Source organism: Colwellia sp. (assembly GCF_013214175.1).
Taxonomy (GTDB): domain Bacteria; phylum Pseudomonadota; class Gammaproteobacteria; order Enterobacterales; family Alteromonadaceae; genus Colwellia.
On the sequence record NZ_JABSPA010000006.1, the window covers coordinates 265,539 to 289,118 of the forward strand.

Here is a 23,580-nt window from a genome sequence, read left to right on the forward strand (position 1 = left end):
TTGCGCGCATTATACAGCGATTTCGACTAAAAAGAAATCAATATATAATCTATTGGCCTCTCCTGCACTTTTATAGAAGGCGCAGACAACAAAAAAGCTTAGCCAAATTATTGACTAAGCTTTTCATTTAACTAATTACTAACCAATAGATTAATTTATCGACAATTCATTAATACTTAGCTGCTTGGCCTTTAGCCGGTAAACTTTTTTTGATGAAGTCACGAATATCTTGATTTGATTGTCGTAAATCTTCATGGCGTAAATACATCATATGACCACTTTCATAACCTTTAAATGACAACCTGTCTTTCATCAAACCACTTGGGTCTAGTTGCCATAATGTATATTTAGCATCAAAGTAATTAGTAGCGCCATCAAAGTAACCTGATTGAATCATCACTTGTAGGTAAGGGTTTTGTGCCATGGCAGAACGAAGTCCTTCGCCGGTTTTATTACCGGTGCGATCCCACGGATGAACATTACCAAACATATTGTATTTAATGTCTGTTTTATAAGCTAACTCTTCGCGTAAATAATAGTTAATTGCCGGGGTAAAACTATGTAACCATGAGCTTAACTCAGCGTTATAATCAGGGCGTGAACCTGCAACTTTTTTATCAATGCCTAAATAACGAGAATCTAAACGACCAATAGTTTGTTTTCTGTCGCGTAATAACTCTTTCCAGAAAAAGTTATTATCAACATCTAAGTTATTATTAACAACGGCGCTCACTGATAAGCCGGAATATTTCGCTACTTGTTCAGCGATATCCTGCTTCTCTTGTACTGAGATAAATCCACCTTTTGCTAACGCCGGCAGATATTCACCAACAGTAAACTGTTCAACTTCGGCCAGTAACGCAGTTAGAGGTTTTTTCTGCAACTCAGGCGTTAGCGCTTTATGATACCAAGCAGCTGCGGAAAAATAAGGCAGTCTGTTCGCCGCTTTTACCGGACCATCACGTTTAATACCAATATCGGTTGGTGAAACTAGAATCACACCGTTAACGTACATCCACTGACGTGACTGTAATTCTTTAGCTAAACCAGCAACACGTGTGGTGCCATAGCTTTCACCAATTAAATATTTAGGTGAGCGCCAGCGGTTATTACGACTAACAAAAGTATTTACCCATTCGGCCAAATATTTAATATCCGCGTTAACACCAAAGAACATTTTCTTTTGTTGCTCTTTAGTTGGCATTTTACCGTCTTTATCTGGCAATACGCGTGAATAGCCGGTATTAACAGGATTAACAAAAACGATATCAGCGACATCTAAAATTGAATAAGGATTAGTTTTCACGCCATAAGGCTGTAACGGATAACCTTCATTATCGACATTCAATACTCTAGGACCGGTATAAGCTACATGCATCCATACAGAAGCAGAGCCAGGGCCACCATTAAAAGAAATCACCAATGGACGTTTTGCGGTATCTTTTACATCACTGCGTTGGTAATAGGTATAAAACAAACTCGCTGTTGGATTACCGTCTTTATCCCATACCGGTTGTGTCCCAGTAGTTGCGGTATATTTAAATTTTTTACCATTGACCTTAGTGCTGTGTTTAGTGGTGTTCTTCTCATCAATAGCCAACTTACGTTCATGACCACTGTTTTGTTCACTAGACTGGCTAGCCGCATTTGCTGATAGTACTGGGCTTAATGATAAGCTGAGCATGACCATTACCGGGACCAATAAGCTTTTACCCTTATTTAGCAATGTTTGTATATTTGAAATAGAGATAATTAAATCCTCATCAGGTTAAGTTTGCTTAAATTTAATGAGCTAAATTAAGTGAACTTGAATAAAGTTAGTTTGAAAGTAACAGCTAGTATAGAAAGGATAAAACTGTTTTCGTTAAAGCGAAGAGGAAATAGGTTCAAATGCATTGAATTACATTTTTTAACCTTATCTACATACTTTAAAAAATAGACTTGAAAAATACCGGCTTAAAAAGAGTTACCTGTAAATAGCGGCTTTGTTTTTCTAAAAATCACGGTTACTAAGAAACTTTGAAGGTACCAATAGCGGCATCTAACTTAGTGGCTAATTCAGCTACCTGCTTACTATAATTCAATGTTGAGGATGACAAATCACTACTTTTCTGGCCTAAATCAACAACCGCATCAATACTCTGTTTTATATCATTACTTAAGCCATTTTGCTGGGTAGCTGACTGCGATATATCCTGGCTCATGATATGCATTTCTTCTATCGCTTGATGGATTAAGGACAATATGGCCAAAAGCTCAACCGTATGTTCTTGGCAGTTGTTCGCTTCATTTTCTCCTTGAATAATATCCGCTACTGCTTTTTTAGTTTGCCCTTGTAACGACTCAATCAACACTTGAATTTCATTGGCTGATTCCTGTGTTCTGCTAGCCAGTAGACGTACCTCATCAGCAACCACGGCAAAACCTCGACCAGACTCCCCTGCCCTTGCGGCTTCTATCGCCGCATTTAATGCCAACAAATTAGTCTGTGCTGAAATACTGCTAATAGCATCTAATATACCGCTAATATCGAGGGACTTTTGTTGTAAAACCGCCATAACCTCTGAAGTATTATCAAGCATTGTAGTCAAATTTTTCATGCGTTCATTGGTAAGCTTGGCTATATTTTCAAGTTTATTACTTTGCGCCAAGGCATCAGTCATTTTTTGTTCGGCATTGGTCGCTTTTTTCAAAATATTTTCAGCACTCAACTCCAAGTCATCTGTTTGTGCTGTTGCTTGCATTATTGTTTGCTGTTGCAAAGATAAAGCAGAAGTCACTTGCGCGGTTTTATTACTGGATTGTTCAGCGGCATTATTAAGTGAATGAGTATAATTAGAAATATTGGTTATTAATGCCGTTAAATCGGCAACCACTAAATTAACATTTTTTGAAAGCTCACCATACTCATCATCTGATCGAACAGTTAACTGGCGCGACAAATCACCTTTGGCTATTTGCGCCAACACTTTATTAATGCCTGTTAAGGGTCCTATCATGGTCCGTATAGTAATGGCCGCAATACCCGCACCAACAATAAACAAGACAATAAAAACAACTAGCGTTTCAATATTACCTTGCTCAACATTGTCAAATATATCCGCTTGCAGTTGTGCTAAGTTTTTATCTAGTACTTGTAAAAAAATATCAATATCGTCGCTAGCATCATTGATATGTTGATCGGAATTTTTATAAGCTTTATTAAACAAGTCTCTATGTTCGAGTTGTGATACTTTTAAGGTAAATATATTATTATCACTACGCAGCATAGACTTTGAACGCGTAAACTCGTCAATAAACTGATCTATTAAACCACCGGTATCATAATCTTCACCTAGGCGGCTTAAAAAAGTTAATAACTGAGTAATATTATCTAAACCAAAATCAATATCTTGCTGAGACATGGTGACTTCTTCAATACTATTAATGGTTAGTATCGCCTTAGTCGCATCGGTTAAATTAAACAAGTAACCCTCTATTTGGCTAGCTGAACCTATAATACGCTCGATCTGCCGCTGGTTTTGCGTATCTTCTAAAAATGATAAATCACCTAAAATAGCACTGGCTTCATCTAAAATGTTATAGAGGGCTTTCTGCTGCTCGTTAAGTTGTATGGTTTCAGTTAATTGTGCTTTTTTATAAGTAAACATAAGCGCAACAGACTGGGTATAGGCATTATAAGTTGTAGTGAAATGACTTAAATTATCCATGGCTGGAAAGCTAACCAGCATTTTTGTTATTAACTGGCTGTTTTTGATTAACAGTAAATTTTGTTGAGCAAAGTTTTGCTCAATTGTTTCAATGGCACTTACCGTTGACTGAGTAACAATTAACGCTTCCAGCTTGGCCTGCTTAAGCAATTGCTTTTGCACATTATTCGCATAACCTTGCAATGGCAGAGCAAAGTTATCTACCTTCGCCGTAGCAATTTTAATATCACTTAAAATTCCTACTGAACTAATACTAGAAAATAATAGTAGTAGCAAAATAATGGCAAAACCTATGATTACTTTATGAGTAACTTTTAATACCATCTGTATGCCCTTACTTCATCCGTTTAACAGCCAAGCTGCTAATAAATTCAAGAACGTTATATCAGTATAGACAATTTTAACCAGCGTTTTTTTAACTAAAAAAAGCCGAGATGCTAGCATCTCGGCTCTACTTATTGCTGAATTAACACCTATTTGCATTTACTCCGTTTGAAAAGAAGTAATTAAAAATAGGATAAATTAAGCTTGTGCTTTTTTCTCTGTGATAAAGAAGCTAGTTAAATAAGAGATCAAACCTAGTAGGAAGATAACCCCAGCAATTTCACGTAACCAGTAGAAAATAGCAAGCTTATCTTGAGTGACCATAAAGCTTAATGCTTCACCAGACTCAGGTAAACGTTGTAACCATACTTGTAAGATACCGGCACCCGTTAAGAATAATGTGATAAATACCATAGCGACTGTCATTAACCAGAAGCCCCACATTTCAACAACTTGTGCTTTATTACAATTTGCTTCACCAATACCACGAAGTTTCGGCATTGCATAAGAGATAATTGTCATAACGATCATAGCGTAAGCGCCGTAGAAAGCCATGTGACCATGTGCTGCAGTAATTTGTGAACCATGAGTATAATAGTTTACAAACGATAAGGTATGTAAGAAACCCCATACACCAGCACCTAAAAATGACATTACCGCAGTACCTAAAGCCCATAAAGTAGCAGCTTTGTTTGGATGTTCACGACGACGACGGTTAACCATATTAAAGGCATACAACACCATAGCGAAGAAAGGTAGTGGTTCAAGAGCAGAGAAGATAGAACCAACCCACTGCCAGTATGTAGGCGTCATTAACCAGTAGAAGTGATGACCCGTACCTAAGATACCCGAGATAAGTGCCATCGCAATGATCACATATAACCATTTTTCGATTACTTCACGGTCAACACCGGTAACTTTGATCAATACATAAGCCAAAATTGCGCCCATGATTAATTCCCATACACCTTCTACCCATAGATGAATAACAAACCACCAGAACAATTTATCTAAGGCTAAGTTAGTTGGATTATAAAAAGCGAATAAGAAGAATACCGCTAGGCCTACTAAACCAGTAAAAAGCACCATGTTTATCGCCGTTTTACGGCCTTTTAACATGGTCATGCCTAAGTTAAATAAGAAACCTAAACAAACAATAACAATACCGATTTTAGTAATGGTAGGCTGCTCAAGAAACTCACGTCCCATGGTTGGCCATAATTCATTAAAGGTAATATCCGCTAAAGTTGAATACGGTACTAATAAGTAACCAAGGATAGTTGCAACACTGGCAACAACGAAGATCCAAAACAGGATAATCGCGAGTTTAGGACTATAGAGTTCAGTTTCAGATTCCTCGGGCACTAAATAATAAGCAGAGCCCATAAAGCCAAAGAGTATCCAAATTATCAGTAGGTTAGTATGCACCATACGAGCGACATTAAAAGGGATTATGCCCGATAAAAAGTCACCAACAACATATTGTAAGCCCATAACAAGACCAAAAAGTATTTGGCCAACGAACAAGATCATTGCAAAAATAAAATAAGGTTTTGCTACGGCTTGTGATTGATATTTTAAAGTATTCACGCCCTACCCCTCGATGTTTGGTGGCCAGTTATTGGTATCTAGCTCTGATGTCCATTTAAGGAACTCAGCTAAATCATCAATTTCTTGGTCATTTAAGTGGAAGTTAGGCATTTGACGACGGCCTGGAATATTTAACGGCTGAGCATTCATCCAACCATTTAAGAATGGTTTGAAGCCGGCTTCACCGCCACGGCGAATATAGACATTACCTAGTTCAGGAGCAAAGTATGCTCCTTCACCAATCAAGGTATGACAACCGATACAATTGTTTTTTTCCCACAAATGTTTACCGCGTTCAACCGCTTCGGTAATGTTATGTCGGTTATCACGTTTCGGCATTTCTTTTACAGTGTGAAAAGTCAAAGCTAAGAATATTAAGAAGAAGAATACACTTCCACCGTAATAAATATTCCTTGCCATGCCTTTAGTAAAGCTCTCTGACATGGTGTTTCCTTAATGAAATAGTTCATGCGTAAGGTTTAAAAAGCAAAGGAATAATAGCTAGGTTGTCAGCTAAGTAACTTGATGGAAATCAAGTTTTCAAAAAATTGTAATAAATCATTTCATAATTACAAACAACTTTGCGCTATATCAAAAAACAGTGTTTTTGTTCGGGCCATTTGCACTAATAAAAACGATATAACCCTATACTTAACAAGGTTATGACCGTGAAATACCATTAAATTCTCTAGGGTTATTAGTCGTTTTTTAATATGGTAGTTGCCTATATATTCAGGAGAGTGCTCCGCAGAATGAGCATCAGGATAATTATTCCTGCATTATCTAGTAAGGTACTTGTAGGAGTTCGTCATCTTCGAGTTCTCTTGTCGAATATCCAGCTCTAAAGGTCAGGATTCAGGAGAGTATGCATCTGGATAATGGCTCCGGCATTATCAAGTAAGGTACATGTAGAAGGTCGTCATCTTCGAGTTCTCTTGTCGAAGATCCAGTTATAAAGGTCTGGATTCAGGAAAATATACATCAGGATAATGGCTCCTGAATTAGCACCTAAGCAGCCACGGCAATGACAACTTAGTTCACTTCTTTAATTTCAATTTTAGTTTCAATTTCATCCGCTTTGAATTTACTTGCGGGTCTATCGACTTCTACGGCGGCATCACCACTAACCCAAGTTAACAAACCTCCATCAGGGTTATGCTTTTGTACCTCATTACAGGCAGAGACACATTGCACACATTGGGTACAAGTGAACTTCGCCCGTTTCATGTTTTGTGTAGGCAAACGCATCGGGCATGCTTGGTCGCAAGGTTTATATTTATGATAATGAATACAGTCTCGGCATGCTTTGGCACGGCCGCGATCAAACTTAATTACCATGGCCTTGTTATTGGCCATCCAAATAAGACTTTGAAATAAACCTAAAGCACAGCCGTATTTACAAAAAATATGGCGAGCAAAAATAAAGTCGATACTAAAAACAACAGTGGCAACACTAATAAAAAGACTTGGACCAAAAGCTAAATTAAATGTCACTAAGTCTTGTAACAAGGGTATGGGTGGCAACATATAACTCGCCAGCGCCACCGCCCAAATAAAGGCCATGGCAATGGCAGGAATGGCGACTATAACTCTCGGCAGAACTTGTTTATTGGCAATACTGGCCTTTTCCCAAACCGTCACCCTATTTAATTGTTTCATCATTAAATCATTAACCAACTCCACCACAGAAAAATGCGGACAAAGCCAACCACAGTAAATACGACCAAACTTCCAGATCAACAGCGCTGATATCGCAACAAAGGCAAAACCAGGAAGCAGCACACGGCTAAATATTTTAATAGCGGCATCAATGCTATCGCCACCGCCATACAAAATTGAATCAATGCTGATGGTCCATGCCTGACCAAAAATAATAAAGTGACCCAAAGTTAAGTCAAAGCGAAAAATGTTTAATAATGGCGCAAAGATAAATAGCATAAAAAAAGCAACTTTCGCACTAATTCTTGCTTGTTGTAATGACATCAACATGGGTTACTCACTGCAATAGAATAAATTTTATAGCAGTGTATCGGCCTTTAAAAATTGCTGACTTATTCTAGATCAGCCTTAACAGTAATCATTTTATTGCAAAATATTACACTTTTTATACAGTTAGCTGCTTGCTACCCACCATAAACAAGGTTCTAATTGACTTATCTACGCTTAAAATAAGCAGTTCAAGCTACAAATTACGCTTTGTTTACATTAATCATTACGAGTTAAACTGAGCAACTGCTTGATTACGCTTTATAAAGCTAAAAAAATACCACTTATCAGTTAATGCTGTTACAGTTTTATCAATTTTCACTTTAGGATATGGAGTTCAACATGAGGAATATACTTTTATTGGTTGCGGTTTTATTGGTCGCTACTGGCTGTTCAAGTAAAAAATCTAGTACTGATATTGAGTCAGATATGGGGTTAAAAGACGCTCCTGCTTGGGTAAATAACGGAACCAACGCAGTTAGCAATGAAAATGGTCAATTAATTCACGGAGTTGGCTCAGCACCTGCCATGGGTGATCTATCTTTACAAAAATCCACGGCAGATAACAGGGCAAGAGCAGAAGTTGCTAGAATCATGTCAACTTTCATCGACTCAACACTAGCAGATTACTCAGCAAGTAACGGTGAAGGCTTTGATATGTCGGTTGAAAAAACGATTAAGTCATCAACTAAAGCCGCTTTATCTGGTGCCGTAATTATAGGTAGTTGGCGAGATATAGATTCAGGTTTGGTTTACTCTTTCGCCGAGTTAAATTTAAACACACTTGAAGCATCAATAAGTAACGCTGACAAAATTAACCAATCATTTAAGCAATATACAGAGAAAAATTTAGAAGCAAACTTTGAACGCTTCACTAAGGAGAATAACGAATGAAGCTTTTAGCAATAATTTTAAGCGTAGTAATATTATCAGCTTGTAGTGGTACAAAAGTTCAACGAATAGATGCATCAGAAACCATAGATTTAAGTGGCGCATGGAATGATTCTGATTCACGCATGACAGCTGAAACTATGGTGAGCGACGTACTTAATCGCCCTTGGATAAATCGCCATGTCAGCAAACATGGAAAACCACCTACGGTAATAGTGGGTAGTATTAAGAACCTAACTCACGAGCACATTAATACCAATACATTTGTTAGTGATATTGAAAGAGAGCTTATCAACTCAGGCATGGTTGAATTCGTCGCGTCAGCCAAACAGCGAGGAGATATAAGAGACGAACGTAAAGATCAAGACCTTAACTCAACCGAAGCAACTCGTAATGCCGCAGGTCAAGAAATAGGTGCTGATTACATGCTTACAGGGCAAATAAACACCATTATCGATGCAAACGCCTCAACGCAACTACGTTATTATCAAGTCGATTTAACACTGATTAGTTTGGCTGATAATAGGAAAGTATGGGTAGGACAAGAAAAAATTAAAAAGTTAGTAGAAAACTCTAAACTTCGCTATTAAAAACACTCGACTAACAAGGAGTATTCATTGGGTAATGTAGCCATAGTGACGACAGTAAAACCTTCAATATTTTTATTGGCTTTATTTTGCTTTATTTTATCTGGATGCGCTGCAAATAATAGAGATGTGTCTGAGGTTGCTAATCAACTCAGACATAATCTACCCATTGAAACTGCATTAACTAAACTCGAAGCAATAAAAGTTGATAAGCGAAGTAGTGCACAGCACGAGCTTAACTTAGGTTACTTACAACTTGTCAGTGGTGACTATCAAAATGCGATAACTAATTTTGAAAAAGCCAAGCAGACCATGACTTCTTTACAAGCGATATCAATATCTGAAAATTTAGCCTCTGCTACCGTCAATGAAACCTTTAGAAACTATTCGGGTTGGCCGACAGACCAAGTATTAGTACATGGTATGATGGCAATGGCTTACCTATTAAATAATGATCTCAACGGCGCTAGGGTTGAGGTATTACAAGCTGACGTGCAAATGAATAAATTAGCTGAAACTGATCAAACCCAAGGGCAGTTAGCCTTTGTTCGCTACCTAGCAGGCGTCATTTATGAATTAAATGACGAATATGATAGCTCACTCATCAGTTATCGAATGGCATTTAATATTTTAACAACACGAAAAGAAACAATACCCGCCCCCTTGCAACAAAGCCTTATTGACTTAACTTCGCGTGTTGGCCTCGCAGATGAATCAAAAGATTACCAAAAACAATTTAGTCGAGGTTTATCTAAGCACTATACCAATAAACAGTTTGTTTTTGCTTTTGACGGTGTTGTCACACAAATGCAGCAAGCTAAATCTACACTTTGGTGGGATATAGATGATGTCTACTTATCAGTAGCACTACCAAAGTTCCCTCGAAATAACTATGTTGAATATCCTTTTTACATTCATTCGGAAGAGGGTGAAATAGTTACTCAAAGTATAGAATCTATTGAAAAACGAGCCAGAGAGGATCTACAAGCAAGAATGCCAGCTATATCGGCTATGGCACTTGCTAGAGCAGGCGCTAAATTCCAAACAGTTAAAGAACTAAATAAAAAAGATAATGTACTTGGCGCTTTCGCAAATATTTTGACTATTATGTCTGAAGTTGCTGATCTTCGTCACTGGAGCCTATTGCCCTCTTCAATTCAAATTGCCATCAGTTATGAAACAACTGCGACATTACAATTATCCAGCAGATACGGCCAACAGTTTATCGATGCAGCTAACGGTCAGCAAATAGAGCAAGTTCAAGAGATAGAGATATACCCCCTTGAAAGCACTCTTACTAATAATACTACTACTGACAATAGTACTTCTGACAACCAGCTTTCCGCTGAAGAAAGTCTCGAAGAAGCTATTTCAAGAAATCATATAACAGAGAGTATGACTGCTAAATCAAGAGCATTGCATGAAAATATCTTGAAAGTAAGTCCTACGACAATGAAAAAGACCAGAACGAATATAGCAAAAATAAATAATTCAACGAATAAGAACGCGGTAGTTCTTCTCTCTAGCTTGACAAATAAAATACATATAGCGAGCTTTTAACGTAATGATATTAATCGCATAAACAGCACAAGGATAAAAAATGAAAAAACTTTTAAGTATTTTAATGGTATTAAGTATTGCTGCTTGTAGCTCAACACAAAATCAACCACCACAATGGCTCACTCAACCAGCAAAGGTTTACCCACAAAGCCAATACCTAGCAGCTGTTGGCCAGGGGCGTGATGTTGAACAAGCAAAGCAAATAGCCTTAGCAAATTTATCGCGTATATTTTCAGTTTCAATATCCGAAGAACAAATAGATAAAAGCTACTTCTCTACTGAGCAAGGTAAAACTCACAATGAAGTAACGCGCTTTATTTCAGCAACAGCGAACCAGCAATTAAAAGGCGCCGTTATAAAAGAAACATATCAAGAGCCACAAGGGCAAAGTTATGCAGTCGCAGTAATGGAAAAGTTACCGGCAGCTAAAATATTTAGAGAATCAATCAGACAACTTGATCGTAAAGTGTCAGGTAACTTGTCGTATGCGAAGAATGAAGCGCCTAATTTCTTTAAGGCCTTAAAGGCACTTGAGCAAGCTCATACTGCCCAGCAGCAGCGTGAAAATGATAATAGGAACTTAGTGCTAGTGGCAAATAAAGGCATAATATCTCAAACCACCAGTGCCGACATCGCAAATTTAATCAAAAGTTCATTAGCCAAGCTTAGCTTCAAAATAAGTAGTGATGACAGTTTTCTAAGTAAACAGTTAAGTGCATCTGCCGCTAATTTAGGTGTGAACTTATCTCAAACTTCTCCAATAGTCTTACTGGGAAAAGTAGAACAACAACCGGTATTATCTCAAGGTGGTTGGTTTTGGCTAAGGGGTAATATCCATATTAGTGTTAGTGATGGAGAAAACACCACGCAACAATTACTTTTCCCTTTTAAAATATCAGCCCAACAAGAGTCGATGTTAACTCCAAGGCTAGAGAAGCATATCGCTAATAATTTAGAAGCATATATTATTAAAACAATATTTAAAGAGTAGTTTTAGAGATATCACTATAAGACTAAAAATTTTAAAGCTAGTTCAGAACACAGCAATGCTTTTCATCTTAATCTTATTTACCGCTGAGCTATTTGGCACTAATTTAGCGGTAAATGCACTTCTACTTGCAAGCCACCTTGGGGATGGTTGTTTAAGGTAATTTGACCTTGATGGCCATCACTAATTTCCCGGCAAATACTTAAACCTATGCCACTGCCATCTGCTTTAGTTGAATAATAAGGCAAGAAGGCTTTCGTCAGTACTTCTACTGGCATACCTGCTCCAAAATCTCTCACTGTAATAGCTAATGTACCCTGTTGACTTGCTACATGTACGACGCTGCTTTTATCTGGGCATGCTTGTTGGGAATTTTTCAGTAGGTTTATTAATAACTGTTCAATTTGGCTCTCATCACCTGAAAACATTAAACTCGTCTCTTGGCAACTAAGGCTAAAATGATACAACTCTTGTAATTGCTTTAAGGTTTTGATTACATCAAAGTTTTGTTTTTGTGGTCTCGATAATCGCGCTAGCTGACTGTAACTTTGAATAAATTCAGCTAACTTATTTATCCGCTTAGAGATAGTGGCAAACACTCGTATTAGTTGTGGCTCATTTAAACGCTTTGCTAGGATATTACCGCTATGACACATAGAGCTTATGGGTGCGATTGAGTTATTCAGTTCGTGGTTAATAACGCGTATGACCTTTTTCCACGTTTGTAACTCTTGCTGATGCATGGCTTGGGTTAAGGGTTTGAGTAAGGTTAATTGATGCCGACTGCCGTGCAATTTCAAATGATGACGAGATAGGTGCCAGCTTTGCTCGGTTTTAGCTGTAGCCTTAACCAGATCATCATTAACATTATTATCATTTAGCAGTAACTGAATAATGGCATTGTCTTTATCATGATGCGGAATGAGTTCAGGCAGCTTCTCTGCTAATAGAATTGCCCAAGACAAACCCAACATACTCTTTTGCTTAAAAAAGTACTCAGCGGCGCGATTAGCGAAGATAATGGTATCTCTGTGGTTCACTAATACCGTGACAACATCGGAGGCATTCACCACTTTATCGAGTAGTAATTCTCGTTGATAGATAGATTGTTTTTCTTGTCTTAACTTATCCGTCACTTGATTGAACAGCGTCAATACTTCGGCTTGGTTTTTATTTGCTTTGTTAGCTTTGTTTTCTTTAGGAACGGCCAAGCTAATAGAGAAATCACCGTCTTGTAAATTACGTAAGCCATGTAATAACGACTGTATGGTTTGCTGGTTTTGTTGACTGTTTTTCTGATCATAGCGATAGCATAGTGCAGCTAAGGTAATCAATAATATTGAGGTTAATGAAAATAATCCAGGTTCACTAGGCAATAACAGTATGAAACTAGCGATAAAGACAATATTGAGCAGGATCAATTGGATAATTAACATAGCGGTTCAACTAAAGTAGTACCTAAAATAAGGGCTAACATTGCGACTCGACATCTATCTGATATTTTTCTATACGGCGGTATAACGCTTGTCGACTTAAACCTAGCTCGGCTGCACTATGTTTGATTACGCCATTATGTTTAATCAATACCTGTTCGATGTGCTCTTTTTCATTGGTCGTTGAAGTTACTAAACTTGATGCTAGCTGAAAATCACTCGGCGCTAGCATGTTATTGTTGGCAAAAACTAACGCACGTTTACAAGCATTTTCTAATTCACGTACATTGCCCAGCCAAGCATGGTTTGTTAATGCATGCTTAGCTTCATCGTTAAGTGAGTAGTCACTACCAATAAAGTACTCAGCTAACGGCACAATATCCGCTTGCCGCTGTGCTAGTTCGGGTAAATGCAACTCGATAACGTTTAAACGATAATAGAGATCTTGCCGAAAGGTACCTTGTTGCACCGCTAACGTTAAGTCGGCATTGGTGGCACTCAATACTCTGACATCAACCTTTATGGTTGTGCTAGAGCCTAAACGTTCAAATTCACCGGTTTGCAATACACGCAGTAATTTCATCTGACCCGACAAGGGTAAGTTGGCGATTTCATCTAAGAATAACGTGCCGCCATCTGCTGCTTCGAAACGCCCAATACGCGCTTGATTCGCACCAGTGAAAGCGCCCTTCTCCGCGCCAAACAACTCTGCTTCCATCAGCTCATGGGGTAAGGCACCCATGTTCACTTTGATAAAGGCATTATTAAAACGTGGCGATTGTTGGTGAATATAATCAGCCAGCTTTTCTTTACCTGCACCATTAGCGCCGGTAATTAATACATTTACCGTAGCGTCAGCAACTTTGCCTGCCTGTGCTATTAGCGTGTACATTGCTTGGCTTTTATAAATAAAATCTTCTGCTGAGTTTTTGTTGTTCTCAATGCTATTTTTGTCTTTAAGCTTTGTTTGAGATTTTTGACTATATTGGGCGACCAGTTCAAGTAGCTTATTATCGTCCCACGGTTTTTGTAGGTAGTCAGTTGCGCCACCTTTCACCAATGAAATTGCGGTTTCTAATTGTGTCCACGCGGTGATTAAGATGATAGGTAAATCATTATTTAGCGCTTTTAAGGCTTTAAAGAGTGATTTACCTTCTTTACCGGAAGTGATGCCTTGGGCGAAGTTCATATCTTGAATAACTAGATCAACACTTTGATGAGCTACCGCCATTAATGCTTGTTTCTCATTTTCAGCAGTTAATACCCTATACCCGTGCAAACTCAATAACAACTCAAGCGCTTCCAGGATATCAGGGTTATCATCAACGATTAATATTTGTGTCATTCTGTTCCTTTTGCATTAATTCTGTAGGCGGGAACTTGTTCGCGCATCACTTAGGAATTTATTCGCGCCTTTCTTACGAGAATTTTTACAAAAACTGCGCGATTAAAATCACGCCTACACCGTTCTCGTAGCAATTACCGGTGGAATATTACTGGTCTTTATCGCGGGGATCAGAGTTGCTAATGTACCGGCAACAAAAATGACTGCACTTGCTAATAAAAACAACATCATATCTGGTTTACTCAAGCTAATATACTGACTCAACAAAATATTGAATGCTAAAGCCATACCCAAACCTAAGACACAGCCAATGCTATATACCAACCAGTTTTCTGTTAGCACATATAAAAGAATATCTTTTTTACGTGCTCCCAACGCACGTCTAATACCAATGAACTTCTTCTGCCGTGAGATATGAAATTGTGAGTAAGCATAACTACTGATAGCGGTAACAAAGATCATTAAGCCACATAACATTAAGAACAATTGTGCTAAGCCTTTGTCATGGCGATAAAAACGCTGCAGGTGTTCAGCCATGGTGATAACTCTGTATATATCACGTTCAGGCTGTACGGCTAATATAGTATCGCTGACTTGGTTACGTACCTTGTCTATGTGGCCAGCGGTCACTTTTAGTAAGTAATTTCGCCCAGTAAATACATATTCCATCACACGATTACCAAAAACCCCATATTGCTTATCAATTGGAATGGTAGGGTCGAGCATTATATCTTTAACGACGCCAACCACACGGCCATTATTAGTCTCTTGCCCGAGCGCTGAACCCTCGCCATATAGCGCTTTTTTTAATGACTCAGTAATAAGTACATTGCCATTTTTCTCACTGCCAAAATCAAGTTCATCATCTTTAGTTAGAAATCGGCCCTCCACTAATGCTAATGCTAACGTTTTCCCAAGCTCCTCATTGGTGAGAAAAATTTTCACGTCTTGTAGGTATTTATCTTTACGCACACTCTCTGGATCATCTAAGTCATAAACATTACCTAACATGCCTCGTCTATTAATAGGTAACTGATTAACAAGCGAAACACTTTCAACGCCCGGTAATTTGTGCAGTGTTTGCAGGTCTTCACTCACGATAGAACGGAAATAGTCTAGGTCACGATAATTTCCCGACGTTGGTTGTAAGGATACAATCAAGATATTTTCGGCATCAAGGCCGGTTTTTTGTGCCAATTTTTCATTAGTATCTAACGCTAAAATAGCGCTATTGATTAACAAACCTAAGGTTATAGCTAATTGTAAGATTAATAATCCCGTGGTAAATTTTCTTAACAATAAGGATTTAAGTAGTGCTTTAATATTCATGAGTATCCCTTACTAACTAGCTATTTAAGTTCAGCTGAAATGGTGTAACGATTGGCGCGATATAGTGGGTATAACGCACTCGCAATTGAAGTAACTAATGCCAATAACATACCTAACACAAGTAACTTAGGCTCTAACACAGCAATATTGGCTAAACGTGGTAAAAACTGTACTGATAATTTAAGAAACAACCAACTCAATACTAATGCTATCGCCCCGGTGAATAAGCCTAATAACACACTTTCAGTTAAGCCTTGCATCAACATTTGACGATTGCTTGCCCCAAGCGCTCGACGTAAGCCAACCTCAAATTTTGCCGCATGAAAGCGTGATAGTAATAAGCTACTGGCATTGAAAATGCAGACAGCTAAGAACAGTACTGAAGCTATGGTGAAGGCTAGTACCTTTTGGTCAACCACCTTTTTTTCCGTTAGCCACTCATTAACATTGTGCAGTTCATTTCTTGTCGCAAGAGGGTGCTCTCCGGCATCTTTAAGTTGTTGACTGTAATTATCAAGGTAAGATTGCATTGCAGAGCGCTGGTGTATATCGTCTAGTTCAACCCAAGCTTGTAAGTAATAAGCGTTTTTATCACGAGTATCTTCAACACCTGAATAATTATCCGCAGAAGAGCTTCTGGCATGTATCGACCAACCTAAGTCTATTGCTGTTTCAAGTGGTGCATATATATCGTCGGTTAAGTTAAAAGCTCGTCCTTCAGTAACATGATAAAACAAAGGTCTTAATACCCATGGTTTTAATACACCAACAATGGTTAACAGCTCTCCATCAAGTTCTAAGGTTTTACCTACGCTATTTTTACCGGCAAATATTTTTTGATTTAAGTCATCACCAATAACTACTTCCATGCCACGACTTTTTTCAAAGGCCGAGCCATAAGCAAAGGGCGCATTAGTTAATTTAAAAAAGCCAGGTGTTGTTGCTCTTACTGTTGAATCAAAGCGTTTCATGCTTGTTGAGTCAACATCTCGTGCATAAACACCCGAGGCATAAAATACTGCACTGCGTTTAGGAATATCTGATTCCGCAATTTTCATGGCATCGCGGTAACGCAAGATATGCATTGGTTCATCTGGCGGCTGATCCCCTGGCCAAGTATTCATACTGATGTGAATGAGTTTGTCACTTTTTTCTGGTATAGGGTCGCTCGCCATAGAGTTTACCAAAGCCAGGTTTGCACAAAGCACTCCTACACCGATAGACAAGGTAAGCATAATTAAGAAATACAATGTCGGCGCGCGCTTAAAGCTTTGCATTGCTAATGATAAGTTATAAGCAAACATGCTATTGCTACGCATCAGCCATTTCCTCTTTTACTGCTGCACTTACCGTTTTGCCTGTAGATCTATCTAGCGGAGCGTATATTCTAAAGTCAGCGAGTTGGCCATCAATAACCTGCACATTTCGACTCACTTCACGGGCTTGGTCAGGATCGTGCGTTACCATAATAATGGTAGCGCCGCCTTTGTTAAGATCATGTAATATTTCCATCACTTGTCGCGCCATTAATGAATCGAGATTACCTGTTGGTTCATCGGCTAATAAGATTTTCGGTTCTCCCGCTAGCGCTCTAGCAATAGCAACACGTTGTTGTTGTCCACCTGATAGTTGGCTTGGTAGATATTTAAGTCTTGAAGCTAAACCTACTTTTTCTAGCGCCTCTTCAACTCGGCGCTTACGCTCACTGGCACTAAAACCACGGTAACGCAGCGGCATGTCAACATTGTCAAAAATGCTGTAATCAGGAATAAGGTTATAGTTTTGAAAAATGAAACCAATTTTTTCGTTTCTTAAGCGTGATAGTTCGTCATCTTTTAGACCTTGTACGCTAACACCATCTAATTCATATTGGCCGCGGTCAAAGTTATCTAATAAGCCGGCGACATTCAGAAAAGTAGATTTACCCGAACCTGAAGGCCCTGTTACCGCGACAAACTCCCCTGCTTTTACATTTAATGAGAAGTCTCGTAGTGCGTGTGTTTGAATGGTATCGCTTTGATAAATTCTAGAGATGTTGTTCATTTTAAGCATAGTACTTTCCTTTTGTATTAAGCTCTTACATGTTGCCTTAGGCTAAACATGCGCCACTAAGCCTTGGCTTATTTATTTGTTTGATAGTTTGTATGTCTAGTAAATTAGTGTTTATTTTAGGGAGGCTTGATCACCCCCCAAGTTATTTAACCACCTAGGTAAATTTGTTCGGCTTTATTAAAATCGTCATAGTCTGAAGTAATCACTTGCTGGCCAGCTGTTATACCGGAAGTAATTTCGATATATTCAACGCTACTTGCCCCCGTGGTAATCGCTATTTTGTTGGCATAACTGTCTTCAACAATTTTAAAGATAAACTTGCCACCAAATGAGCCTATAAAGGCACCACGTTTAACCATAAGCACATTTTCTTTTTTCTCGAATTCAATGCGGGCGTTAATACGTTGGTTCTGTCTTAATTGAATTTTCTTTGAATTTATAATCTTCGCTCGCACGGTGACTTGATTGCCTTTAACTTCCGGTGAAATTGCTATAATTTCACCGCGTATTGAAACTCCAGAAATTTTCATTGCGACTTCCAGACCTAGACCTAAATCATCAGCGTAGAACTCAGGTACACTTAACTCTGCTTCGTACTCAGATAAGTCGACAATGGTCATAATCGCGGTGTTAGCTGCAATGGTATTTTTCTGCGCTACCAGCCAGTTACCTACCACGCCACTTACCGGTGCCTTAATGGCTAATGCATTATAACGACGCGATAATTCATCAAGGATCAGCTGCTCTTTTTTGACCAAAAACACTCTATGCTGCTGTTCGAAATGTAAACGCTCTTTGGCAAATGACACTCTTTTCTGCGCATGTTCAAATAAACGGGTGGCATCAGTTACCGCGTCCTGGCTTTTTAGCCAATCCACTTCACTAATAATTTGTTTAGCGTAAGATATTTCTGCCCGTTGAAATTCGCGCTTAGCAACATTTAAGCTAGATTGCGCGGTATTCATGTTACTTTCAAGGTCAAGCTGCGCCTCTTTATCTGCTAAGACACCGCGGTTGGCGTTAATGCTTAATTGCTCAAGGGTCGTTTGTTGCTGTTTGATTAGGGCGTCTAATTCCGGGCTAACCAAGCGAGCAACAATTTGGCTTTCTTGCACCGCTTCCCCTGGTTTGGCTAGCAGCGTTATTTTACCAATTTCAGTGCTATAAAGTTGTGGAGCATTGGCCGCAACAGCTTTACCAGAAACCACCACATCACGGATAAGGTCTCCTCGAATCACTGTGTTTATGTTAACGGTGTTACTGTCAATAGTCGGAATTGAAGAGTACCACTGAGACAGGGTTGGTAAAGTAAGATAAGAAAGGCCACATAAAACCGTTAAGCTCAGTAATATTTTCTTTACTGGAATTTTCTTAGGATTAACAATTACTTCATCCTGTCCACTTGTTCCTGCAATCATGTAATTCTTCTAAGTTAACTTTTGATAACCTAGTGTTGCAGATTCAATGCCAAAACATGAATACTTATAACTAATTGTAATTAAAGGGATAATATTTACGTGAAAATAACAGAGTGTCCGAACGGACACTCTACCTGTCCGTTAGTGTCCGCTGGACAGCATACGGACACTGTCGAATAGTGAAGTACTCAGAAAAGTAGCGTTAGACTCAAGCTGGAGTTAAGTTGCATTAATGCTTGAGGTTAATGATGATGGTAGGACTACTGACTACCAATTTTGTCTGTTAACAAACTCCCTTGGCTTTTCATCTTGGTGAAGTTGATTATAGCTTTTAATTTTTCTGTTCCTACCCAATAAAATTTTAATTTGATAATAAGACTCTCTCGCAAGTGCAAAACCAGGTTTACTCCACCAACTTTTATTATAGAGTTTTTTGGTTGCAGCTACGGCATCGGGTGACTGGTGGCAAATGGCTCTGGCTAGTTGTAATGCTTTTTCAGAGGGATTGGCATCTACATGAGTAACTAAACCATAGTTAAGTGCTTGCTCACCACTGATAGTTTCCCCAGTCATAGCGAGCTCTTTGGCATTATCTAATGATAACAACTCCCTTAATGCCAGAGTTCCGCCCATATCAGGTATTAAGCCCCAACGAGCTTCCATAACAGCAATTGAAGCATCAGGCGAAGCAATACGGAAGTCACCGCCTAGTGCTATCTGCAATCCTCCTCCCCAACAACGACCATGAATAACCATGATCACTGGTGCCGGTATCTTTCTCCAACCAACCGAAACGTACTGCGCTAGATTCGCATGCCAAGGTAACCACTTGAACAACAGTTGTAATGGCGCCTTTGCCGACTTCATCACAGCTTTAATATCTAAGCCAGAACAAAAATCTTCCCCCTTGCCTGTAACAATAACAGCTCTTATCGAGCGATTACGCCGCAAATCATTAATAGTCTCGCGGATGGCATAAAACATCGCCATATCTAGAGCATTATGCTTTTTAGCTCTATTGAAGCTGACGTAGGCAATATTATCGCTTATCTGCAGTTCAATGCTTTTATCGATGTTCTGGTTAGTCATAGATGATCTGCTTTTATTATTAATAACTTCTGGTATGACCACCAAGTTAACTTATCTGAAATAAGATGTCGATTACAAAAACAGCCGAATTACTAGCAATTTAAGAAATAGAACGGCATTGCTTTGCATTATGCAACCCCCCGCTAACAACGTTAACTAAGCGGCTAATAAAGCGGTACAAATAAAACGGAATACTCTTTGCTTATTTACATATAAAACCTAAATTTGGCTTGGAATTTTCATGATGTACCTGAAAAAAAATTAAAATTTTATCTTTCGCTGCTATCAGCTGAACTAGGGACTAATGACATTATCAATCTGTCCTAAAATGGGCCAAAGCAGCAATGCTTATAACAGCGCTAAATACCGTCCAGTGAGCCCTTGGTCATGGCAGAATGTTTTACATTTTCTAAAAGATACTCAATTATTTACTATTGAGCATCTATAGCCAAATACAGAAAAACAACCACAAATTAAATATTAAGAAACAAAGTAATGCTATGCCAACAAGTTATATCGGCGAGTAATAAAGAGGTTGTAATGAATAATCAGACGAATAAATACCGAGCTGACATTGATGGTTTAAGAGCCATAGCTGTGCTTTCCGTCATTATCTTTCACCTTGATAAAAACATTCTGCCTGGTGGTTTTGTTGGTGTAGATATTTTCTTTGTTCTTTCCGGTTACCTTATTTCACTGTATATCTATGAAAAAATGGCTCAAGGGCAGTTTTCAATTACAGAGTTTTATCGTCGCAGGATCAAACGAATAGCCCCAGCAATGTTAGCTGTTTTACTATTTGTCTTGATAGTTTCGCAACTGCTGCTATTACCCAAAGATGCTAAAGCAGTGTCAGAGTCGGTTATCTGGTCATTACTCTCAATGGTCAACATTCACTTTTATTTGTCACAAGACACAAGCTATTTCGCTGCTGCCATGGATGAGAAGCCATTACTACATTTTTGGTCATTAGCGGTTGAAGAGCAGTTTTATCTAGTTTGGCCAGTAATACTTTTGATTTTTTATCCTGTTAGGCACAGCAAGCTGTTTTTATGGCTGTTAGTACTGACGGCCTTTATATCCTTTTTTGCCGCACAGTATTTTTATGCCAGTGACGCATCCTTAGTATATTACATGTTACCAACCCGAGCGGGTGAATTACTTGTCGGCGCGATTATCGCTTATATCATTCATAAAGGAAGTTGCTGTGAACTATCAACCGCCACACTAAGCCTTATATCTTTGGTTGGCCTGTTGTTGGTAATTTTATCTTTAATCATTATCTCAGAAGAGAGTGTTTTCCCTGGTTTTATTGCTCTAATACCAACCGTAGGTACCGCCTGTATGGTCTTCTCTGGACAATATCAAAGTAACATTATAACTCGGTTTTTGACCTTAAAACCTATGGTGTTTATCGGGCTCATTTCATACTCGGCTTATCTTTGGCACTGGCCTATTATTGCTTTTTTTCGCTATGGCCTATTTGAACAAAACTTGATGACCAACATCGCATTATTTACTTTAACCCTATTACTTGCCTGGTTGAGTTATCACTATATTGAACAGCCTTTTCGCTATACTAAAGGCAACTTCAACAAAGTTATTACTCGCCAATATTTAATACCGGCAACTTGCATTACCTTAGTAGCAGTAGTTGCTTATCAAATTAATGGTTTTGGTTTAAGGCAATTTTCATCGAATTATCAAGTCACACTTCAAGCCGCATTATCCGATGTAAAACCCTCTTTTTCTTATAAATATATTTGCCAAAAAAGCCGTATTAAAGCTAAAAACATTACGGATACCAATTGTATTATTGGTCAAACTAGCCGTATAGATAGTCAAGCTAATGCCTATATAACTACTGAAGAGCCAGAAGTTTTGTTACTAGGAGACTCTAATGCAGCGCATTATGTTGGTATGATAGGTGCTTTTGCACTAGAACAGGGTTTCTTATTTCGAAATATTCAAATTAATTCCTGTCCCCCTATCAGGCAAAAGATAAGAAAATACATGGAGATTAAGTACTATGCTAGCTGTCGTGATTCTTTAAAATTATTATGGACAAAGCTAGCTGACTATCAAGTGTTAATAATTTCTGCTTCTTGGCTAAATTATCAATCAAAATCATCTGACTTTCTAACAGACTTTTATCATACAGTTATTCATTTAACCGGTAAAAACAAACACGTGATCATCTTAGGAAAAGTGCCGATAATTAGATCCTACAATATAAATTGTATGGCAAGATCACTGAGCTTTCCCTTGATGCAATGTTATAAACCAAGTACCTCGCTGAATAAAAAAATAGCTAACATAAATTTAGAGCTAGAGGGCTTTGCCAAAGAAAACAGTTTCGTTGAGTACTTTGACGCTAACAGTTACTTGTGCCGAAACAATAATTGCTCGGCATATAATAGCAGAGGTGAAGCACTCTATTTTGACCAAAGCCATTTATCAGTTCCCGGCTCATGGAAGTTAGGTAAAGAAATCATCAAACAAGAAGGAGTTCCCTATCCTTTTAACCTACTCGGTGAGTCTGTTGATTACTAATACAGACATGTTTGGCTACTTTGCTGCTTGCGATGAATAGTGCAAGTACTCACCTCAAGTAATGCTTCATATTGAGGTACATTTCCATGACAATATATGATCATAATATCGGTAGCATTACCCCTTAAGCATAAAGGAACTATCTGTGGGTTGTGCCCAGCAGTCAAGGCAATAGATTATTGAATGTGTAGATAAATAAGTAAAAAACATCACTGAATTTACGGGTTTCTCTTAATGTAAACCTAGCAATGCCCTACTTCCACACAAAGAGATAAACGATTGCACATGGACTTACCTGCAACATAAGCACACGACCATCGGAGTAACTGCGTTTACCTTATGCAGATAACGAATCGATTTTAATTTAAGCCAGACAGCAAAAAGCCCGTTACTTTCGTAACGGGCTTCTCGTGTGCTTACGCACAAATTAGAAGTTTAGCAATGTCCTACTCTCACATAAAGAGAAGATCTCCCACACGCTTATTGCATCCGCCGCAACTGCGTTACACTTTTGAAGCGCTGCGGCATAGAAGGTGAATGGGAGTAGGCGGCCACAGCGTTATGGTCGCTAGACAAAAATAATTTTATATCAGACAGAAAAAAGCCCGACTCTTTCGAATCGGGCTTCTCGTGTGCTTACGCACAAATTAGAAGTTTAGCAATGTCCTACTCTCACATGGGAACTCCCACACTACCATCGGCGCAACTGCGTTTCACTTCTGAGT

18 protein-coding genes are annotated in these 23,580 nt (G+C 38.6%); 6 read left to right on the forward strand and 12 right to left on the reverse strand.

Going from position 1 to position 23,580, the window contains the following annotated elements; all coding sequences use genetic code 11:
* Positions 1-169: 169 nt before the first annotated feature.
* The 5 genes from HRT55_RS15550 to HRT55_RS15570 all read right to left on the reverse strand — a co-directional run bounded on the left by HRT55_RS15550 (position 170) and on the right by HRT55_RS15570 (position 7,613).
* On the reverse strand, positions 170-1,690 hold the full coding sequence (locus HRT55_RS15550; protein ID WP_291622778.1) for a carboxypeptidase: 1,521 nt from the start codon (positions 1,688-1,690) through the stop codon (positions 170-172).
* A gap of 319 nt (positions 1,691-2,009) precedes the next feature.
* Positions 2,010-4,034 carry a methyl-accepting chemotaxis protein gene (locus tag HRT55_RS15555; protein ID WP_291622740.1) on the reverse strand — a complete coding sequence of 675 codons (2,025 nt, stop codon included), beginning with the start codon at positions 4,032-4,034 and terminating at the stop codon, positions 2,010-2,012.
* Between the two features lie 198 nt (positions 4,035-4,232).
* Complete coding sequence (locus tag HRT55_RS15560) at positions 4,233-5,624, reverse strand: cbb3-type cytochrome c oxidase subunit I (protein ID WP_291622741.1); 1,392 nt, start codon at positions 5,622-5,624, stop codon at positions 4,233-4,235.
* Between the two features lie 3 nt (positions 5,625-5,627).
* Positions 5,628-6,068 carry a cytochrome c gene (locus tag HRT55_RS15565; RefSeq protein ID WP_291622742.1) on the reverse strand — a complete coding sequence of 147 codons (441 nt, stop codon included), beginning with the start codon at positions 6,066-6,068 and terminating at the stop codon, positions 5,628-5,630.
* 588 nt (positions 6,069-6,656) lie between these two features.
* Complete coding sequence (locus tag HRT55_RS15570; RefSeq protein ID WP_291622743.1) at positions 6,657-7,613, reverse strand: 4Fe-4S binding protein; 957 nt, start codon at positions 7,611-7,613, stop codon at positions 6,657-6,659.
* Between the two features lie 339 nt (positions 7,614-7,952).
* On the opposite strand from HRT55_RS15570, the gene HRT55_RS15575 reads away from it, so the two are divergent.
* From HRT55_RS15575 to HRT55_RS15590, 4 genes are read left to right on the forward strand one after another with little or no spacing between them, the layout of a single operon-like run.
* The gene (locus tag HRT55_RS15575; RefSeq protein ID WP_291622744.1) at positions 7,953-8,504 is read left to right on the forward strand and encodes a hypothetical protein; all 552 of its coding nucleotides are present in this window, start codon (positions 7,953-7,955) and stop codon (positions 8,502-8,504) included.
* Entirely contained in the window at positions 8,501-9,091 is a 591-nt protein-coding gene (locus HRT55_RS15580) for a penicillin-binding protein activator LpoB (RefSeq protein ID WP_291622745.1), read from the forward strand. Before HRT55_RS15575 ends, HRT55_RS15580 begins: the two co-directional genes overlap by 4 nt.
* Before the next feature lie 27 nt (positions 9,092-9,118).
* Positions 9,119-10,648, forward strand: a complete 1,530-nt coding sequence (locus HRT55_RS15585) for a hypothetical protein (RefSeq protein WP_291622746.1) — start codon at positions 9,119-9,121, stop codon at positions 10,646-10,648.
* 40 nt (positions 10,649-10,688) lie between these two features.
* Positions 10,689-11,639, forward strand: a complete 951-nt coding sequence (locus tag HRT55_RS15590) for an LPP20 family lipoprotein (protein ID WP_291622747.1) — start codon at positions 10,689-10,691, stop codon at positions 11,637-11,639.
* 98 nt (positions 11,640-11,737) lie between these two features.
* Here HRT55_RS15590 and HRT55_RS15595 read toward each other — a convergent pair whose 3' ends face one another.
* From HRT55_RS15595 to HRT55_RS15625, 7 genes are all read right to left on the reverse strand, one after another.
* A complete protein-coding gene (locus HRT55_RS15595; RefSeq protein ID WP_291622749.1) occupies positions 11,738-13,072 on the reverse strand; it encodes an ATP-binding protein in 1,335 nt (444 codons plus the stop codon).
* Between the two features lie 34 nt (positions 13,073-13,106).
* On the reverse strand, positions 13,107-14,414 hold the full coding sequence (locus tag HRT55_RS15600; protein WP_291622751.1) for a sigma-54 dependent transcriptional regulator: 1,308 nt from the start codon (positions 14,412-14,414) through the stop codon (positions 13,107-13,109).
* A gap of 114 nt (positions 14,415-14,528) precedes the next feature.
* Entirely contained in the window at positions 14,529-15,743 is a 1,215-nt protein-coding gene (locus HRT55_RS15605) for an FtsX-like permease family protein (RefSeq protein ID WP_291622753.1), read from the reverse strand.
* 20 nt (positions 15,744-15,763) lie between these two features.
* The gene (locus tag HRT55_RS15610; protein ID WP_291622754.1) at positions 15,764-17,062 is read right to left on the reverse strand and encodes an ABC transporter permease; all 1,299 of its coding nucleotides are present in this window, start codon (positions 17,060-17,062) and stop codon (positions 15,764-15,766) included.
* Positions 17,055-17,795 (reverse strand): ABC transporter ATP-binding protein, encoded by a 741-nt coding sequence (locus HRT55_RS15615; protein ID WP_291622756.1) that lies wholly within the window; start codon positions 17,793-17,795, stop codon positions 17,055-17,057. Before HRT55_RS15615 ends, HRT55_RS15610 begins: the two co-directional genes overlap by 8 nt.
* Before the next feature lie 146 nt (positions 17,796-17,941).
* The gene (locus tag HRT55_RS15620; protein WP_291622758.1) at positions 17,942-19,213 is read right to left on the reverse strand and encodes an HlyD family efflux transporter periplasmic adaptor subunit; all 1,272 of its coding nucleotides are present in this window, start codon (positions 19,211-19,213) and stop codon (positions 17,942-17,944) included.
* A 267-nt stretch (positions 19,214-19,480) separates the two neighbouring features.
* Complete coding sequence (locus HRT55_RS15625; protein WP_291622760.1) at positions 19,481-20,302, reverse strand: crotonase/enoyl-CoA hydratase family protein; 822 nt, start codon at positions 20,300-20,302, stop codon at positions 19,481-19,483.
* Positions 20,303-20,606: 304 nt separating this feature from the next.
* Here HRT55_RS15625 and HRT55_RS15630 point away from each other — a divergent pair, with 304 nt between their 5' ends.
* Together HRT55_RS15630 and HRT55_RS15635 are read left to right on the forward strand one after the other, a co-directional pair.
* Positions 20,607-20,750, forward strand: coding sequence for a hypothetical protein (locus tag HRT55_RS15630; RefSeq protein ID WP_291622762.1), 144 nt, complete (start codon positions 20,607-20,609; stop codon positions 20,748-20,750).
* Positions 20,751-20,842: 92 nt separating this feature from the next.
* Complete coding sequence (locus tag HRT55_RS15635) at positions 20,843-22,855, forward strand: acyltransferase family protein (RefSeq protein ID WP_291622764.1); 2,013 nt, start codon at positions 20,843-20,845, stop codon at positions 22,853-22,855.
* Positions 22,856-23,580 lie beyond the last annotated feature (725 nt).

Excerpts from the sequence above, each read along its gene's own strand:
- HRT55_RS15570 (WP_291622743.1), bottom strand. The coding sequence starts at position 7,613 with ATGTTGATGTCATTACAACAAGCAAGAATTAGTGCGAAAGTTGCTTTT.
- HRT55_RS15610 (WP_291622754.1), bottom strand. The coding sequence starts at position 17,062 with ATGCGTAGCAATAGCATGTTTGCTTATAACTTATCATTAGCAATGCAA.
- HRT55_RS15595 (WP_291622749.1), bottom strand. The coding sequence starts at position 13,072 with ATGTTAATTATCCAATTGATCCTGCTCAATATTGTCTTTATCGCTAGT.
- HRT55_RS15600 (WP_291622751.1), bottom strand. The coding sequence starts at position 14,414 with ATGACACAAATATTAATCGTTGATGATAACCCTGATATCCTGGAAGCG.
- HRT55_RS15590 (WP_291622747.1), top strand. The coding sequence starts at position 10,689 with ATGAAAAAACTTTTAAGTATTTTAATGGTATTAAGTATTGCTGCTTGT.
- HRT55_RS15550 (WP_291622778.1), bottom strand. The coding sequence starts at position 1,690 with ATGGTCATGCTCAGCTTATCATTAAGCCCAGTACTATCAGCAAATGCG.
- HRT55_RS15625 (WP_291622760.1), bottom strand. The coding sequence starts at position 20,302 with ATGACTAACCAGAACATCGATAAAAGCATTGAACTGCAGATAAGCGAT.
- HRT55_RS15580 (WP_291622745.1), top strand. The coding sequence starts at position 8,501 with ATGAAGCTTTTAGCAATAATTTTAAGCGTAGTAATATTATCAGCTTGT.
- HRT55_RS15620 (WP_291622758.1), bottom strand. The coding sequence starts at position 19,213 with ATGATTGCAGGAACAAGTGGACAGGATGAAGTAATTGTTAATCCTAAG.
- HRT55_RS15615 (WP_291622756.1), bottom strand. The coding sequence starts at position 17,795 with ATGCTTAAAATGAACAACATCTCTAGAATTTATCAAAGCGATACCATT.
- HRT55_RS15630 (WP_291622762.1), top strand. The coding sequence starts at position 20,607 with ATGACATTATCAATCTGTCCTAAAATGGGCCAAAGCAGCAATGCTTAT.
- HRT55_RS15575 (WP_291622744.1), top strand. The coding sequence starts at position 7,953 with ATGAGGAATATACTTTTATTGGTTGCGGTTTTATTGGTCGCTACTGGC.
- HRT55_RS15565 (WP_291622742.1), bottom strand. The coding sequence starts at position 6,068 with ATGTCAGAGAGCTTTACTAAAGGCATGGCAAGGAATATTTATTACGGT.
- HRT55_RS15605 (WP_291622753.1), bottom strand. The coding sequence starts at position 15,743 with ATGAATATTAAAGCACTACTTAAATCCTTATTGTTAAGAAAATTTACC.
- HRT55_RS15635 (WP_291622764.1), top strand. The coding sequence starts at position 20,843 with ATGAATAATCAGACGAATAAATACCGAGCTGACATTGATGGTTTAAGA.
- HRT55_RS15555 (WP_291622740.1), bottom strand. The coding sequence starts at position 4,034 with ATGGTATTAAAAGTTACTCATAAAGTAATCATAGGTTTTGCCATTATT.